General features: G+C 56.0%; 12 protein-coding genes. 2 read left to right on the top strand and 10 right to left on the bottom strand.

Going from position 1 to position 17310, the window contains the following annotated elements:
- Positions 1–34: 34 nt before the first annotated feature.
- Complete coding sequence (locus tag BLT65_RS29365; protein WP_143036579.1) at positions 35–274, top strand: hypothetical protein; 240 nt, start codon at positions 35–37, stop codon at positions 272–274.
- Positions 275–920: 646 nt separating this feature from the next.
- Here the strand turns inward: BLT65_RS29365 and BLT65_RS29360 are convergent.
- The 6 genes from BLT65_RS29360 to BLT65_RS29335 all read right to left on the bottom strand — a co-directional run bounded on the left by BLT65_RS29360 (position 921) and on the right by BLT65_RS29335 (position 10018).
- A complete protein-coding gene (locus tag BLT65_RS29360; RefSeq protein WP_091784284.1) occupies positions 921–2183 on the bottom strand; it encodes an MFS transporter in 1263 nt (420 codons plus the stop codon).
- Positions 2184–2333: 150 nt separating this feature from the next.
- Positions 2334–3407: a porin gene (locus BLT65_RS29355; RefSeq protein ID WP_091784281.1), complete on the bottom strand. Its 1074-nt coding sequence runs from the start codon at positions 3405–3407 to the stop codon at positions 2334–2336.
- A 79-nt stretch (positions 3408–3486) separates the two neighbouring features.
- Positions 3487–4215: an alpha/beta fold hydrolase gene (locus tag BLT65_RS29350; protein WP_091784278.1), complete on the bottom strand. Its 729-nt coding sequence runs from the start codon at positions 4213–4215 to the stop codon at positions 3487–3489.
- A gap of 999 nt (positions 4216–5214) precedes the next feature.
- Entirely contained in the window at positions 5215–6765 is a 1551-nt protein-coding gene (locus BLT65_RS29345) for a methyl-accepting chemotaxis protein (RefSeq protein ID WP_091784274.1), read from the bottom strand.
- A gap of 907 nt (positions 6766–7672) precedes the next feature.
- Positions 7673–8440 carry a coniferyl-alcohol dehydrogenase gene (locus BLT65_RS29340; protein WP_091784271.1) on the bottom strand — a complete coding sequence of 256 codons (768 nt, stop codon included), beginning with the start codon at positions 8438–8440 and terminating at the stop codon, positions 7673–7675.
- 99 nt (positions 8441–8539) lie between these two features.
- Complete coding sequence (locus tag BLT65_RS29335; RefSeq protein WP_091784268.1) at positions 8540–10018, bottom strand: benzaldehyde dehydrogenase; 1479 nt, start codon at positions 10016–10018, stop codon at positions 8540–8542.
- A gap of 211 nt (positions 10019–10229) precedes the next feature.
- Here BLT65_RS29335 and BLT65_RS29330 point away from each other — a divergent pair, with 211 nt between their 5' ends.
- Complete coding sequence (locus BLT65_RS29330; RefSeq protein WP_091784265.1) at positions 10230–11174, top strand: LysR family transcriptional regulator; 945 nt, start codon at positions 10230–10232, stop codon at positions 11172–11174.
- Between the two features lie 286 nt (positions 11175–11460).
- Here BLT65_RS29330 and BLT65_RS29325 read toward each other — a convergent pair whose 3' ends face one another.
- The 4 genes from BLT65_RS29325 to BLT65_RS29310 all read right to left on the bottom strand — a co-directional run bounded on the left by BLT65_RS29325 (position 11461) and on the right by BLT65_RS29310 (position 16888).
- Positions 11461–12315, bottom strand: a complete 855-nt coding sequence (locus BLT65_RS29325) for a fumarylacetoacetate hydrolase family protein (protein ID WP_091784262.1) — start codon at positions 12313–12315, stop codon at positions 11461–11463.
- 94 nt (positions 12316–12409) lie between these two features.
- Entirely contained in the window at positions 12410–13684 is a 1275-nt protein-coding gene (locus BLT65_RS29320; RefSeq protein WP_091784542.1) for a flavin-dependent oxidoreductase, read from the bottom strand.
- A gap of 258 nt (positions 13685–13942) precedes the next feature.
- On the bottom strand, positions 13943–14983 hold the full coding sequence (locus tag BLT65_RS29315) for a cupin domain-containing protein (RefSeq protein WP_091784259.1): 1041 nt from the start codon (positions 14981–14983) through the stop codon (positions 13943–13945).
- Positions 14984–15844: 861 nt separating this feature from the next.
- Positions 15845–16888, bottom strand: coding sequence for a citrate/2-methylcitrate synthase (locus BLT65_RS29310; protein WP_244186738.1), 1044 nt, complete (start codon positions 16886–16888; stop codon positions 15845–15847).
- Between the last annotated feature and the right edge of the window lie 422 nt (positions 16889–17310).

Raw genomic sequence — 17310 nt, 5'->3', positions numbered from 1 at the left:
GGCGAGGCCGTTTATCGCAACACGGAGGTATCAAGTGAATATTGTGATTAACGTGAACGTGGAAGATGAGCGCACGTACGACAAGGTCGCGTACGCGGCGCAGGCACATTACAGGAAGGACGTGGGCACGATAACATTGGTAGATGGTGTGAACATCTACGTTCCGCTTGTGCCCGCGAAAAGGTACATAATCAGCAGCAAATTCATCGAGAAGCCAATCGCAACCAGTTACGCTGGACCGACCGCAAGCGGAAATCCGGTCTTCCTGACCTGATCGTAACCGTTGATCTCACCAGTAGATGCCGAAGACACTGCGGCGGCCGCCGAAGATCCTTTCAAAAGACGGTCGCCGCGTATGTCTGAAAGCAGCCAGTTGCTGTACTCTTTGCAACCGAAATTATCCGCTACAGCGTGCGTGATCTCTCACCGGCCTGAAGGCCGGTGCTTCCAGCTTCGCAGCTATCAATTTCTGCTTCGAGGCACACTGCGCGCCTGTCATCTTGCGATAGCGGTAGCAAGAGCCGGCATTTACGCACTACGCTGCCTCGAAGCCCGTAGATTCGGCTGATCGAAGGTGCAGACCCGCCTTGCCGGCGGCCTTCGTGAACGAATTGAAGTCCAGCCCGACAGGGATCGCTACTCGCGCTGCCAGACCTCCAGCTATAGCCAATGAAATAATTCCAGACGAAGTTGACCTCGCACGGCAGTTCACCCAACGTGTTCGCGTGCTCGTCTTTGAGACTGAAGCGCAGAGTGCGGGCAGCGAGACCCCTGTGGTGATACGTTTTTTGCTCCGCACCCCTTGTTTTTGCCGCCAGAATCAGGTCGCTTCTGCTGCGCCGTTCGCATGCACCTTTCGTCTCCGGCCCGAAAGCCGAAGTCCCCAAGCCAGCCTTTGGATAAAGTACCATCAACGCCCATCAACCCACCGCGGCATCATTTGCGACCTTTGCCTCCGGCGTTGGGACTCGATCTCTGCGCGGTGCCGTTTCCCGTAAAAACAGCGACGCGAACAATGAAAGAACTGCCGATCCCGCTGCAATCAAAAGCGGTGCGGTCGGACCGAACGTATCCGCAGAAAATCCAGCAAGCGTGGGGGAGACAAACCCGCCGATCACCTCTCCAGTGCCGATAACCGTTGCCACCGCACGGCTGATGAAGTAACGAGGCACGCTCTCCGCAGGAATCGTCGCGAGGAAGATCGCAGAACAACCGTAACCGAAGTAAGCAACGAAAATGGCGAGGCAAAGAGTCGTGAGTGTACCCGGCAAGAATCCGATGACCAGTGGTGCGCACACAGCGACCGCGGAAAAAACAACCAAAGTCGGCTTGCGCCCGACGCGATCGGACAACGCCGGAACAGCGAAGCCGGAAATCACACTAGAAACGCCAAGCACAGTCATGAACACGCTCATGTCCATCGGCGAAAAGTGCCGTTGTTCAATCAGGTATGCAGGACCGAATGTGACGATGGCAAGAAACCAAGTGATGAAAAGACAACTCATGATCATGCAGATCACAATATTTCGATCCATCAATACTTTCTTGAACGACACGTCTCGCTGATCCACCGGGAGGAGGCGACTCTCTTTCTTCTCGGCCACAGCCGGTTCGCGGATGTAGATTGCCAACAACAATGCGAGTACAAGCCCCGGGATGCCTGCACAGTAGAAGGCGAAACGCCATCCGTGGGCACTTGCCAACGGTACGATCACCGCAGGCGCCAGCACCGAGCCGAGCAACCCCACCGCTGAAGCCTGAATAAACCCCATATTGAAGCCGCGCCGTGAGTCGCTCGAGGCGAACGTCATCAGCGACTGGCTGACTGGTAACACTGGTCCTTCCGCCAATCCCATCAATGCACGCGCCAGCAGAAGCGCGCCGAAGGTGCTCGCTAGGCCCGAGGAAATCGAACACAACGAAAACACGATAACAGCCGCAATCAGCACCAACTTCCGACGATTCTGATTGTCGGCATATGCACTTAACAAGACCCCCGAGATCGCCCACGTGAGCGCTAGTGCAGACGTAAGCATACCAATTCGAGAGTTCGTCAGGGCGAAGTCCCCGCGCATGAACGGAAACAGAAAACTGATCGACAGTCGGTCAAAGAACACTGATCCGACCGTAAAGAACAAAAGAACCACTAGAAGGTTTTCGTACCTTTGATTTCTTGCTTGCATGGTATATCTCCTCTGAATTTTCCAACCTCGTGCTATGAATTGCATCGAGTTCTATTTTTTTGTTTTTAAATAGGTAGAAGCACAATCCACGCATCGTTTCAACGTCAAGCCAAGGAACGTTGAGACGACACGCGACAAATCTGTTTGACGCTAGAACAAGTGCCGGATGCCGACGTTGGACCCAACCGTGGTACCGGAAACGCCGAACAACGCGCCGTTGACGGTCAGCCCCGTGTTCATCCGACCATGGTTGTCCACAACGCCGACTTGCCCGTACAGCGTCGTCCGTTTTGACAGGAAATACTGCGCCCCGAATGCACCCATTACCGAACGATTTGCGTGATCGTTCCGGTCGACCGTCACGTAGATACCCGAATCCAGGGCAAGTTGCGGAGCCACCTGATAACGTAGTCCAGCGCTGTAAACGTAGTCGTTGAACGAATTGGAAACCTTATAGTTCACTACCGCAGCCGATGCGGTCACTGTGCCGAAGCTGTACGATATGCCAATCATGCGACCGACAAATGCCTGGGTGGAAGGCACTGGAGTCTGCGCGGTGCCACCTGCATTGCCATCGTAGAATCCGGCATCTACCAGCAGCGGTCCGTTGTGGTATTGCAGACTCGCCGAATATTGCCGGCCCGCCTGAAAATCACCCGCTTGACCTCCCAAAGCCAGCATCGCACTCCCTTGGAATCCGGCCAACTCCGGACTGGTATACGACACCGCATTGGCATTGAATGCACCCGTGACAAATACGTTGTCCGCGTAGGTGACGAGCCCGCTCACGAAGTTCGAATAACCTCGGGTGTCGGTCGCATGGATTGCCGTGAAAAACGGCGAAAACTGCAGACCAGCCTTCAGCTCGCCGAACGTTCCCGACAATGCCAACCACGCCTGACGACCAAACAGATTGCCATTTGAATCGTTAAAGCCACCATTAACCATGCTAATACCGCTTTCGAGTTTGAATTTCGCCTTTAGGCCGGCTCCCAGGTCCTCTGTGCCAGTCAATCCAAACTGGCTCGGCGAAAGCCCGCTGTCGACCAGCGCGAATCTTTTACCCGCGTTGCCACCGGTCTGTGCATCCAGTGACTTGTTTGTAAAAAGCAACGCGCTATCGGCAATCCCGTACAGCGTGATGCTCCCCTGCGCATGGGCCCCCATCGAAGCCAAAGCAGCTACAAGACCACTGATCGGCACGACCTTGCGGAATTTACTCATAAGTTGTCTCCTGATTTTTTTGTCTGCACGAGCTTGCGTCGCGCATTTCGATAACACCAACTTCGTGGTTACTGTGCTATTAGTCTCGACCGGCAAGCATGATCGCTTCGGCGAAGCGCGCGGGATTCGTGAAAAGGACTTCGTGGCTACCGTCGATCTCAACGTAGCGGAACAGGCCGAGACGCTCCGAGAGTCGCGGGTGCCAAGGCAAGCTATGTGGCATCGCTACGTCCTGTCGGCAATTAATGTAGGATTTGCCTATCGGAAGTGCGGCGGTTGGTTGAGACAGCGACACCTGATCGACAAAGCAGCGATAAGGCTGTGGATTCAGTTGCTCATACGCATGGCGTGCGAGTGCGGCATCTGCATCGTTGATAAAATTTTCTCGCCAGATCTCGTATGGCAGAGTCAATGCCCCGTTGTTCGCGGCTGCCATCTCATTAAACAGCACCATGTTGTGCGGTGGCGCCATGTCGGCGAGTCTTTCTCCTGGCAGAGGCACAAACGCGTTCGCGTAGACGACCCTGCGAATGCGCGCTGCGACGCGATCCGCGGCAGCCGACACTAGCATCCCACCATAGCTGTGGCCCACGAGACGTACATCACGAAGATCGTTCCGCTCAAGATAATTCACGAGCGACTCTATTGCGTCCTGCAGACCGATTTTGTTGCAGTCGTCACCAGGACGATTGCCTGCAAGCGTCGGACAATGCACGACATGACCCTGAGCACGAATGTGCGCCGCGGTAGGCTCGAACATCTCGCCCACGTGCCAAGCACCGTGGACGAGAACATAAATGTCGGACACTCTGTCTCCTTTAAGTTATTGACTGGATCTGACGTCCATCTGGGCAATCGCGAAAGATGCTGATGTGTCGCGGCGAATCGGACAGCACAGCCGCCGTTGTGAGTGCTCAGATCAGAGCACCTTCTCGCAGACACTTGCACTCTTCGGTGAGCAGATCGTAACTGGCTAATTTTTAAAAAATGCCCCTGAAACGGATCGTTCTGAAAATGGAACGATGGATTAGCATTCCTATGAATATTCATTTTTCCATCGTGAGATAACTCACGACACAAGGCCGACTACATTTGAGCTAGTCAGACGACCTATAGTCGTTCACGTTGTCCCGCGCGCACGCCTGGATATCAGACCTATGTCGAATGTTCTCAAGGGAATATGCAGCGCTCGGCTTACACGAGAGTCTTGCGTGACGGCCCGGAAACCTTGCCGATCATCGGCTGACGTCAACGAGACTTCGTCTGGCAGGGATTGTTGGTTGACTTATCATGCTCGCGCGCAGAGTTCAGCCGAAGCGCCAGTGCACGCTGAAAGCAGAATCCACCACTGCCTGGTTACAGAAGGTCATCTTCACGCTCGAACTGGCCACGCCGATGCACCCGCGGTGTATCTAACGGGCGTCAACCCTGGAGCCGTGTTAGTGAGAGATCACCGTAGAAGGGTATCTCCCGGCCGCTCGTGTGGCTGGGCTGGCGGGCTCGCGGCCAAACCTGTAGGGTGGACGGCGGACCTAACAGCGACACTTCTGCCGGCGGCCCTCGTGAAGTCCATGAAACTCAGGATTCTCCATCCTTCAGGCGAGCCGCCGTGAGCTGAAACAATACTGTGTCAACGACCATGCACGACATCGCTATGCTGACCCCTATGTTCGATAAGGCTCCAATGCTCGCGCCCCCAGCTCTCTCTCGACACCTCAATTAGCCTACGCGCTACTTATGACCTACGGCTTGTCGCACTCACTTCCGGCTGTGCATCGTAAAATTGACGCTGAGGATTTGACGCATATTAGAGCGGACGTACCTCGTCATCGAGCTTAAATACCAATACGGCGCCGCTAAGGTTCTTAGCCTGCTCCTCAAGCGCGTGGGCTGCCGCCGCAGCCTCTTCCACGAGCGCCGCGTTCTGCTGCGTAACCTCGTCCATTTGACTTATAGCCTGACTGACCTGCTCGATGTCCCGGCCTTGTTCTTTGGACGCTATAGCAATCTCACCAACGATGTCGGATACCTGTTTGATCGCACCCTTCACTTCGCCCATCGACGCCCCCACCTCGCTCGCCTGCTTCGCGCTATCGTGGATCATTGTGACGGAGGAACTGATGAGCTCCTTGATCTCCTTCGCAGCCGCAGCCGAGCGCTGAGCGAGGCTGCGAACTTCGCTCGCCACAACAGCGAAACCGCGCCCTTGCTCACCAGCACGGGCCGCCTCAACGGCGGCGTTCAAGGCGAGAATGTTTGTCTGGAAAGCAATGCCCTCGATGACGCCTGTGATATCGGATATCTGTGTCGAACTACCACTGATTTTTTCAATGGTCTCGACCATGTCGCGCACCGCGCTGTCGCCGGCGTTGACAACTGCAGTCGCCCGCGTCGCCAACGAATTAGCCTGCAGCGCATTGTCCGCATTCTGCTTCACGGTCTCGGTAAGCTGCATCATGCTCGCGGCCGTTTCCTCAAGCGAGGCAGCCTGTTCCTCTGTACGAGCCGACAAGTCCTCGTTACCCGATGCAATTTCCAATGCAGTGGTATGCACCGCGTCAGCGGCACTTCGAACGCCGCCGATTGTATTGGCCACGCGTTCGATCAATTCATTGAACGCCAATGCAGTTCGCCCAATCTCATCGTTGCGTGACGTTTCGGCGCGCCTCGTCAGGTCGAGCGAGCGGCTCGCGCCATGCAGTGTCTCCTGGATGCCGGTCAGGCTAAGACCGAGCAAGCGCATCTGCCACCATGCAGCTAGCCCGCATGCGATTCCGCCAGCCATAAGAGCACTGATCATCCATGCTCGCATGTGCGCATAACCGCTCTCGGCCCGCGCGTGTGCAGCCTCTACCTCCGAATTGAACATCGTCGTCAATTGGACCATGTCCTGACCCGCCGCAATGCCAGAGGGGCGCATCCGCAACATCGCGTCCATCGAAGCGTTGACATCGCCTTTTCTCGCCAGTTGCTCGGATTCGAGCAAGCCGGACATTGTCCTGTCGAAATCGCTCACGAATGTCGATTCGACGTGCTCCAAAACCGCCGACTTTCGGCTGCCCTTGAATAATTCCATGTCCTTCTTCAGAATGGGTAAGATGCGATCTACCATTTCAAACTGTGGCTTACTCGCATTCAAGTCGTTCAGCCGGTTAGCTTCATACACCTGCAGCACAACGATGAGCATGTTCCGGTAGGCGTCGGAAAGATATTGACTAGGAAGCGCAAGTTCCCGGTAGCTCTGCTCCGCACGTTCGTTGGCTTCGGTCAGTCCATGAAGGGCCATCGAAGCAATGGCGAAGCACAACACGCCAAGGGCCACCAAGATAAGTGAAAGTCGCGTTCTGATGTTCGTCATTGCTGCATTCCGGGGTGAATAGCCAGGAGACGTCGACTGGCAAAGGTTTAGAACCTCTTTTGAACTCCAAGGCGCACGACCGACTGGAGACCCGCCACTGGACGCGCCGACCGGATCAGACTCGCCGCTGAACTGTGCTTGCCCACCGTTGCTCGCTATTTGATACACTGCCGTCGCGTAAGCTAACGTGCACTTCGACAACGGATGCTACGGCGCGAACCGGATTTGGTGTGCGTGGTTCTCATCCGCTCCAGATTGCCCTTTATGTACGTGTAGCTCACGCCGAAAACCCATTGCGGCACCAACCGCGACGCGCCTCCGGCTCCAGTCATCCACGGTGAGCTCCTCTTCGACCGTAACACGGCACTTTATGAGCGAATGCATTGAAGAGTGCATTAGAACCCGACCGATCCCGTAACGTTCGTCCCACTTCAATGTCGAGATCGATCGCTCGCAACTCACCGACTGAAACGAATTCCGGTCTCAGCAAACGCCGATGAACTTGCTAGATGGGTGAATTGCGGAATGGCAGTTTTACTTCAGCTCGCGTTGCCGACACAGTTCACCTGGAAGCGAAACACCCGTCGATAGCATTAAAAGCTGCGCAAAAATCACACGTCTAGGAGGAGGTACAACCACATGCAAAGAAACCGAATAACTGGACGAGCGAAGCAGACACCGCAAGTGGCGAGTTGACAACATTCTTGCCGAGTCTTTTTCTCGGAAAACGGCCTTCGAGAAAGTTAAACGATGTCTCTGAATTGTGCGCTTTCAGGCTCATACAGAAAATCGCACGCTGATCTGAACAACGAACCGTTTGTCGTTGCTAGCGTGCTCCGCGCTGCTCCTCGCGTCCGTCCCTTGCCAGTCTGAAAGGAGCAGCGCGAGGCGCGGAGGGGCACGACAATCAGACGTAAGTCGACGCCAGACCACCGTCGACCGGCACGTTAACGCCGCTCACCCAGCGTGCTGCGTCACTGCAGAGAAATGCCACAACCGATGCGATTTCGTCGCTAAATGCCGGTCTCTTCATGCGTGACTTTGCATTTTGCATATGCTCCGGGCCGACCATCTGCACGAAGTCATTGAGGATAGGCGTGAACACCGGCCCGGGCGCGACGCAATTCATGCGCACTCCGCGGGCGAGAAAGATCTTTTGTGATTGCGTAAGCGTCCAGACGATTAGTGCTTCCTTGAAATACTGGTAGCACGTCTCCTGCAGCACCGGATTTGCTTCCAGCCAAGCGCGACCAGCCTCGAAGGTGGGAGTCTCAGCTAGCGCCCTGTGTTGCGCCAGTCGTTCAGGCCACAGCCTGCCGAGCATGGAGGAAATGTTGACGACGCTGCCACCCTCCGGCATTCGCTCAACGAGCTTGAGCGTAAGGTGTCTCAGTCCCAGGTAGTTGACACGTGCCACAGTGTCCGTCGGCGCGGTCCCCGGCACGCCGGCGATATTTGCGAGTGCGTCGACGCGCTCGGGCAACTGGTCCAGAGCGTCATCGATGGCACCCGACTGCGAAAGGTCAGCCTTCACGAATCCATCGACAGTGAGCGTTGGATCGTTGCGGTCGACGCCAATCACCCGCGCTCCCTGCAGACGCAGCAGTTTGGCAGTGTCGGCGCCGATGCCGGAACTGACGCCAGTAACAACGATGGTCTTGCCGTGAAAGTCCATGTTTTGAGTCTCCATTTACGTTTGTTTGAGCATTGCAAGACTGGCACAGCTATGGCTGCCGGAGCGGCCAGACGTTTGCCTTAGCCGCACGGATGCGAGTCAGAAAGGGAAGGACGGAGGCGCCGACTTTACGGTCATCCATTGCCAGCGCGTGTACTCCTCGATATCCGCCGGTCCGCCCATTGCACTGCCGTTGCCACCCAACCCAGTCCCTCCAAAAGGATTGGTGCAGTCGTTATTCACAGTCTGATCATTGATATGTACCATTCCGGCGTTCAGCCGTTCTCCGATAGCCATTGCTCGCGCCACGTCACGGCCAATCACAGCGGAAGCGAGCCCTCCCTGGCTGCTGTTTGCGAGCTCGACCGCTTCTTCGTCGGTGCGGAACGTAATCAGATTAACCAACGGTCCGAACGGCTCTTCATCAAAGCTGCGCATTCCGGGCTTTACACCAGACAGCACTGTCGGCTTGTAGCAAAGCCCGTTATAGGTGCCGCCCGCTTCGAGGTTGGCGCCAGCGCGAACGGTGTCCTTGACCAGTGTGTCAAAGCGTTCGAGTTGTCTCTTGTCAATCATCGGTCCGAGCGCCACCTTGCCACTAGCGCCGTCGCCCACCGGCAGCGCCAGTGCCTTCGCCACGAGGCGCCGTTTCAGCGCTTCCGCCAACGATTCATGCACGATAATGCGGTTGCTCGCCATGCAGATCTGGCCTTGATGAAACCACGCACCGAAAGCCGCCGCGCTGGCCGCTGCATCGACGTCGGCGTCGTCGAGAATGATTAGATTGTTGGCGCCGCCGAGCTCAAGCGAAACCTTCTTCAGATGACGGCCGGCAAGCTCGCCAATGCGCCGACCCACGCCCGGCGACCCAGTGAACGCGATCATTGCTACGCGCGGATCGGACACCAGTACCTCGCCGGCCTCGGCGTCCCCTGGCAACATTTGCAAGACGCCCTCGGGCAGCCCGGCGTGCCGGAACGCTTCTGCCATGATGATCCCGCCTGAAAATGGTGTGCGTGGATCCGGCTTGAGTACGACCGCATTACCCAATGCCAGCGCAGGCGCAACCGAACGAATGCCGAGAATCAGGGGAAAATTGAATGGTGTGATCACGCCCACCACGCCACGAGGCATTCGCCGTGCCAAGGACAAGCGGCCCGGCGTGCTGGGTAGTACCGAGCCTTGAGCTTGCATCGGCAATCCCGCTGCGACCTGGCAGAGCGCCATTGCCTCCTTTACTTCACGCTGGCCCTTGGCCACGATGCCCCCAGTCTCACGTGCGATCGCTAGCGCGAGCTCTTCCCCGTGCCGCTGCAGCCACTGGACTGCGCGAAGTAAAACTGACGAACGGTCGCGCGGACTTAATGCTGCCCAGCCCGGTTGCGCTGCATGTGCGCCGGCGATTGCCTCACCCATGTCTACGGTATTGGCGATCGCGGCCTCGCGCAGTACTGCTCCAGTGGCTGGTTCCGACACTGTGCGCACGCCACCACGCGCTGCGCGCCAAGACCCGTTGTTGAACAAATGGCCGCTGTGCGCGTCCAGGTCGATAAATGTGAAGGTTTCCGTGTCGGCCATGTCGTCTCCTAGCATCGGTATAAGCCGATGATATTTAGTAAGTGAAAAGTCGTAAGTGGGAGGCTTAGCAAGATGCGGTGACCAAAGCCAGACTATCAAGGTAACGAGCCTGCGCGCTCCTTCTATCTCCCCTCGCTCTAAGAGATGATCGTACCGCTGCGGCAGCGCGATAGTACAATGGCAACGCTTCGTTACATAAATGGAACGATCAATGGATTCCATGGACCCCAAGGCACTATTGCTTTTTGCAAAGGTTGTTGAGTGTAGCGGCATCAGCAACGCCGCTCGGACGCTATCGGTGCCGAAGGCAACGATCAGTCGCGCGATCTCAAGGCTCGAAGCATCGCTCGGAACCAGACTACTCGAGCGAACATCGCGCCAGATGCGGCTAACTGAGTCTGGTGAAACAATCTATAGCTACTGTCAGCGCATCGCGGAAGAGATTGAGGAAGCAAAAGCTGCGGTCGGGTCAATTCAAGGCGTGACCCGCGGCAAGCTTCGGCTGGCGTCACCGCTCACTTTTGGACGGTCCTTGCTGTCACCAGCACTGCCAAAGTTTCTTGCTCGATACCCAGAATTACACATTGAGCTGGAATTGACCAATCGAAGAGTCGATCCCGTTGAAGAGAATTTCGATGTTGTAATACGGTTGGGACCGCTCGCAGATACATCACTCATCGCAAAGAAGCTGGGGGTGGTGGAGTTCGCGCCATGCGCGAGCCCGGCTTATCTGAAAGCAAAAACGAAACCGAAGCATCCTCATGATCTGGCTCGGCACGCGATTATCGATTTCTTCGGCGGAGCCGAGCGGCATAACTGGATATTTAGTCGTAGCGGGGAGAAAGTGGAGGCTGAGGTTGTACCAAGTTTTGATGTAAACGACCCAATTGTCCGTCGAGACGCAGCAGTGGCCGGGTTGGGTGTCGCGCTGTTGCCTTTGTTTTTGGTCAGAGAAGAGATCGAGAATGGGCAACTGCAGGTGATCCTGCCCCAGTGGCAGTCGACAAGAACCAATGGCATTTACGCGCTGTACCCGAATCGCCGCAGCCTATCCTTGAAGTCCCGAGTATTTCTCGCGTTTCTGGAAGAAGAAATGCCATCGAGGCTGGCTGGTGAATTACTCCCGGAAACACCGATTCCGGCAGAGCGCCGGTAACTCGGCAAACCGTGGACCGACACAAACTCTGCCTGATGCCCGGAGGCACACACCGACGTGTCAGGCGGCGCCCCCTCGAACGGTTCTGTTGACGTCACTGGTCAATCGGACGGCCGATTAAGATCATCCGTCAACACACTCCCCGTGCAACGCTTACGGTGAGAGGGAATCCGAGGTAATCATGCCGCAATCTATCGGTCCAATGACGCTAGTGAAACGACGGTGCAGGGAGCACATAGACTTTGTGTTAGTCGCGCACCCAACCCCGTCGATCTGGCGAGTGCACTCAGGACATAAGCACTTTGACGCTCATACTCCCCAAACCGTCAATGGAAGCATCCATCACATCACCTTCCAGCACGCGTCCGACTCCCTCACAGGTTCCTGTCATGATGATGTCACCAGGAAGAAGCGTATAGAAAGTCGATGCCCATGCAATCTGGCGGGCGATGCCCATGAGCATGTTGCGAGTATTGGATTGCTGTCGCAGCGTACCGTTAACGCTTAAACACAGATCCAACGTTTGCGGACTAGCGATCTCATCGGCAGTAGTCAACCACGGCCCGAGCACAGAATAGGAATCCACGGATTTTCGAAGGGAGCGGTCCTCCTTACCTCGCACAGTCATATCCAACGCGATTGCATACCCTGCTATGTATAAGAGCGCATCCGCCTCCGAGACGCAGTTAGCCGACTTGCCGATGACGACGCCCAACTCTATCTCGTGATGCGTCTGGCGCTCCGGGAAGCGCAGTCTTACGCCTTGTCCGCTGCCTACCAACGAACTATTCGCCTTCAAGAAAAGGCCCTGATCTTCGACACCGCCCTCGTAATGCTTGAAAACGTCCAGATTATCTTTCGCCTCTTGCACGTGGCTCGGGTAATTGACCGGCACGCCGATGATCTTTGATGGATTTGCGACCGGGCTTAGAAAACTCACATCTTCGATCGGATATCGAACCGCGAATTCCTGCAAGCGCTCGATCTCCAACCGAATCGCATCCAGATGGGCCACGAGCATATCGCCAAATGGTGCGGGATAGCGAACCGCCGGCAGTATATTCAGTGCTGTAGTCACGTCGCATACTTGATCGCCCGCCACAACTCCCAGCCTGTTCTCGTTAAACCAACAAATCTTCATTGGGAAATCTCCCCCTGTTGAAACACAGTTCGCCCAACCATCCGTCGGCGTAACTTCAGCTTACGGTCTGGCGGGCGTTGGCTCGATGCATGCCCTACCGCCGGAGATCTTCCTTGGCGAAACCCGCAACCTTTCGATAACGCGCTTGCCACTGCTCAAACTCCTCCTTGGACAACACGTCCTCGATCGTATTAAAAGGCTTTCCGCCCGTTCGTTCCTCTACTACCCTGAGGATCGCATCTGGAGATATCTGCCGGTTCGCCAGGACGACCTTACCCGTCACCTCGAGTCGTTTCTCCTCGTACTCCTTTAGCGCTGCGACCGGGTCGGAATGGTCAGCCAGCAGGCCGGCGAGCGTAATCGCGTCAATGATTGCGTGTGCCGAACCGTTCGAGCCACGGGGCATCATCGGATGTGCGGCATCGCCCAGCAACGTTACCCTGCCTTGAGACCAGAACGGCAATGGATCCTGGTCCACCATTGGATATTCAAAGATGGAATCCGCGGAGCGCATGATGGCAGGAACATCTAGCCAGTCAAAGGCGCAATCCTTAAAGTTATCAATAAACTCTTCGACCGAACTCGGACGGTTCCAATCGCGCAGCAGCATTTCGCTGGGTCGCGAAATCTCCACGACCCAATTAATCAGCTGGTGGCCCTCGTCATCGATATCGTTGCGAATGGGGTATATCACCAGTTTGCCGGTTTCATGGGTACCGAGGTACACCATGCTGCCTCCAGTGAGAAATGGCTTCCAGCGTGTCGTGCCGCGATACTGCATGGTCCCCTCGTAACGTGGCACGGCTTCGGCGGGATGCATGTGAGTCCGGACCACGGAACGCACCCCATCGCAAGCAACGGCGATGCTGCCCCTCAGTGACGCAAGCGGCTTCCTGTCTGCATCCTCGAGATGTATTTCGACAACATCCCCTTTGTCCTCCACGCGTGTGCATCGATGTCCAAGCTCTACAGCGTCCGGACCAAGACGCTCGCGCACTGCGCCGAGAAGTACTTCGTGCAGGTCAGCACGGTGAATGGACAATTGCGGCAGTTCATACCCTGCGAACCGGCCTCGTGGCTCACTGTTGACCAGTTGACCATTGTGGGTATAGAAGCAAACCTCTTGCGTCGCCACACCTTTCTTTTCAAGCTCTTCAGCCACACCGAGTTGATTCAGCGCGCTCATCGCGTGTGGCAGCAAATTCAACCCCACCCCGAGCGGCCTTATCTCTGGAGCTGCTTCAACGATACGACACCGCACGCCTTCTTTGTGCAGAGCGAGCGCAAAACTCAGCCCGCCGATGCCGGCACCAATGATGATCACGTCCGAATCCTGGACGCCGTCCTTCTTGTTGACCGCTTTGGTCATGAATGAAATCTCCTCTCTTTCGCGATGGAGCAATTGCGCCATCGGAGAATATGTAGTGGAATATGCTCTGCGCTAACGCGAACCGTTGCCCTTGGTCGCCTGTGGCACGGGCATTTCTTGAAGCTACGCCCGACGAACGGGCGCGCATATCCGCCCGAGCCCCTGCAGCCACCATAAGGCTCTCTGGGAAGTCGATTGGAATGTAATCACCTTCGAGCGGCACGCCGGAAATTGCAGTGCAGACTAGCCAGATATGAGTCAGACCTGCCTGTCTTGCACTTCTTCAACGAGATAGCCGAGCCGAGCTAGCACTTCGCGATCTGTCATCATGAAGAGGCGTGCGCCAGTTCCCTTCGCTTGATGCGAAGCCCAATTCCAGTGCGGAATAGTGAAGATGTCGTTGCGCTGCCAGCGAATCAGTTCAGACCCAATTTGTGTCTGGCCCTCGCCCTCCAGCACGGCAACGATCGTATTGTGTGTGGTCCGGCGAGCGACGGTCTCGCTATTGGCCTGAAGCTCAAGTGCGTAGCAATCGATTGTAGGCATCACCGCGCCGCCGGTAAGCGGATTCGTGTAGCGCAACAGCTTGGAGCCATCTGCAGCCGCAGTGGTGGATTCGAACGTCTGAAGCGTCGATTCCCAGCTGTAGCGTAGCAGCGGCGAGTAATGTCTGGCGCTCGTCTCCCCTTGAGGAAGAATACCGCCTTGAGTAAAGACATTGTCGCTCGGCATCGGATCGGCAACGGGACCCGCCGGACCAGGCTGAAACGAGACGATACCCAGGTCATGCAGCGCCAAAGGTAAATCCAGGCCATCGAGCCAGACCATACGCTCGTCACCGTCGTTGACATGACCATGCCACGTCAACGACGGCGTCAAGATCAGATCGCCGCGCTTCATCGCGCAATGCTTTCCGTCCACGATCGTACTCGCTGTATTGCCTTCCAGCACCAAGCGTATCGCGGAAAGCCGGTGCCTATGCTCGTGCGCGTGTTCGCCAGGCTCGAGTATCTGCAAAGCCGCGTTCAAATTCGTCGTGGTCTTGACCTTGCCGCCAAACGCGGGATTGGCAAGCAAAAGCACCCGCCTCTCCGCGTCATTCATGTGTACTTCTCTCGCTGCACGCTCAATCAGCGGGAGCATTGACCTCCAGCTCCAAATATGTGGTGCGTCGGGAGCCTTTGGTTCGGGCGTTACCAACGTCTTGAAGCGATCCCACAAAGGTTGCGCGTTGACTCGTTCGAGAGCCGCAATCAGGTCGCTGTAGTCAGTCTGGTGCGGAAGGGAGGATGGGTTCATGCTTCGTTCGTCTCTAAGTTAGAGTTATCTGTACGGCTGACTATAGCGTTACATTTTTGTCATCGACAGACCTAGACAGTGAACGAATCGTTGCATATTCGGAACGACCGCCTTGCTCGCGAAGGAAGGCTGGAATCGTCGACTCCGTTTAGCGCCGACCATTGCGACTGGATGACCTATCAACTGCCGCGGCGGCCGATTGGCTGTGGTGCTGACCGCGGTAGTACTGCCCCGCGAACGCGGCTATCCGGGTAAGACGGCGTGGAGTCGCATGCACCCAGCTCTAAATTATCAATGTATTTCTTAAGCGGGAACGAAATACAGGACTTGTGGCATTGGATTACGACACGATCCCATCAGCGGAAAGCATCTATTCCGACCCGCGAGAGCAGGCGATGAAAAATCTAAACGCGAAAACGAGAGAAAATGCGGCCTGCCTACGCCGCGTGGCGTAAGCACGTTACCGCATGGTGATTGGTCGGAGCGGGGGGCCCCGTGGCTCTACAACTACACCAAGTATTACAGTGCGAACAACTCCGCCGGGCCCGATGGTAAAGGTTTGGCACCTGGTTCATCAACAACGTGCAGGTGAACGCGCCGCACGTCATCCTCACCCGTGGTAAAGCGACACACCCCATCGCCTTATCGAATGACATCGCGGTACAGATTTGCAATCTGAGTGTGGATCGCGCCCATTTCGCTCACAGCGACAAAGAGCCATTTCATTGCTTCAGGCATAAGTGAATATCGCCTTGCTAATCATTCCGGCGGCAGAAATACCGCGCTGACCAGCACACCGACCGCTCACAGTGGCACAGGACCGGTACAGTCCCCCCTAGCTTTGACCCGGTCATCAATTTATCAAACCCCGTGACTACCCACAAATTTCGCCCGAGGACGAAGCAGGAATCCCATTGTCCTTTGCTCAAGAACATGGGCGACCCAACCACTCGTGCGGCTCAGGATCCATATGGCAGTCGCCGAACCGTCTGGCATACCAAGCGCGCGCGCAAGCGCGACAAGTGCGACTGCGACTCCCGGATAGGCCTGCTGTTGCGAGCGAATATCGTCAAGAAACGCAAGTGTATTGCGCGTACCGGCATTCAATTTAGGCAACGTTCGGATCACATCCAGGATAACATCAGCCCGCGGGTCACCTCCCGGATACATCGGGTGATTGAACCCAAAAAGACTGGCACCATACTCCTTGACAAGATCTTTGCGTTCGGCAAGGTCCTTTGTCGACGTTGTTTGCAACAGAGCAGACTCTACTTTTTTCGTGGCCGTACCAGTCGAAAAGCCAACGTGCGAACCAATCGCGGCCGCCACGCAATTGAAGAGGTCCGCATTCGTCGATGCAGCAATACGAGCAGCAAAAGTCGCCGGCGCAAGTTCGTTATCAGCCAGCACGATCATTGCTCCATTAAGCGCTCGCATCGATTCTGGTGTGACCTCGATCCCATTGATACGCAAGATGAAAGCCGCAAGCGACTCATAGGGACGACGCACGGCAAAGCGGCGCGTCGATTGCAAAAGACCGAGGCATCCGGCCATGGTTTGCATTAAGAGTCGAGCAGCTGGAACCGAGGCGCCGTCTGCAATCTCCCCCATTCCCCGCCCTTGCATGCCCAAAGCGAACGTAACCATTCCCAGCAGATCGCCGATGTCGCCTGCCACTTGCAAATCCTGGTAGCAGTGCAAAAGGCGCCTGACATCCTCGGGAGTTTCGATCGCAGGCCACGGAGCAAAGTTGTCCTGCCACACCCCCGTTATTAGCAACTGTGCGACAGATTCGAATGACACACCTGCACGTGCTGCATCAACCGCTGACCGACCTCGATAGAGTGGCCCAGACGCTGTGACCTGAGTTATCGCCGACGCGACGACGGGCGCTCCCCAATGCATCGTCGACTCTGCAGCGGCCGCCTGCGACGGCCTCCCCCGCTTTCGGCTCCGAACCCTTTCGACATCCGTTCTGTAGTAAAGGCTCTTGCGTCCGTCGGGGTGCGGCGCCGTCTTGATCATGCCACGACTCACATATGCATACAGCGTGCTCTGCTTGATGCTGAGGAGTTCGAGCACTTCATTACGAGTCAACAGATCTTTGCGCATCGAGTAGATATCCAGCCGGGAATTTTGGTCGGATCGATTGTACAGGTCTGCTAGAAGCCCCTTTCGAAGGACACTTTCAGCCTCAGTGGGCAGTTTAGTTGATTTAAATTATCAATCTTGATAATTGATTGGATGAAGTCTATCGTCTTTCCACCAGCCGTAGAGGCGGCGCAAGACGCTTGAACACCAAGCACATCCATAAGTTCGGAGATAAC

Origin of the sequence: Paraburkholderia steynii, from assembly GCF_900100565.1 — a bacterium.
GTDB classification, from domain to species: Bacteria; Pseudomonadota; Gammaproteobacteria; order Burkholderiales; family Burkholderiaceae; genus Paraburkholderia; species Paraburkholderia terrae.
The sequence above is the reverse complement of the archived record's forward strand: the minus strand, read 5'-3'. Positions and strand labels throughout refer to the sequence as shown.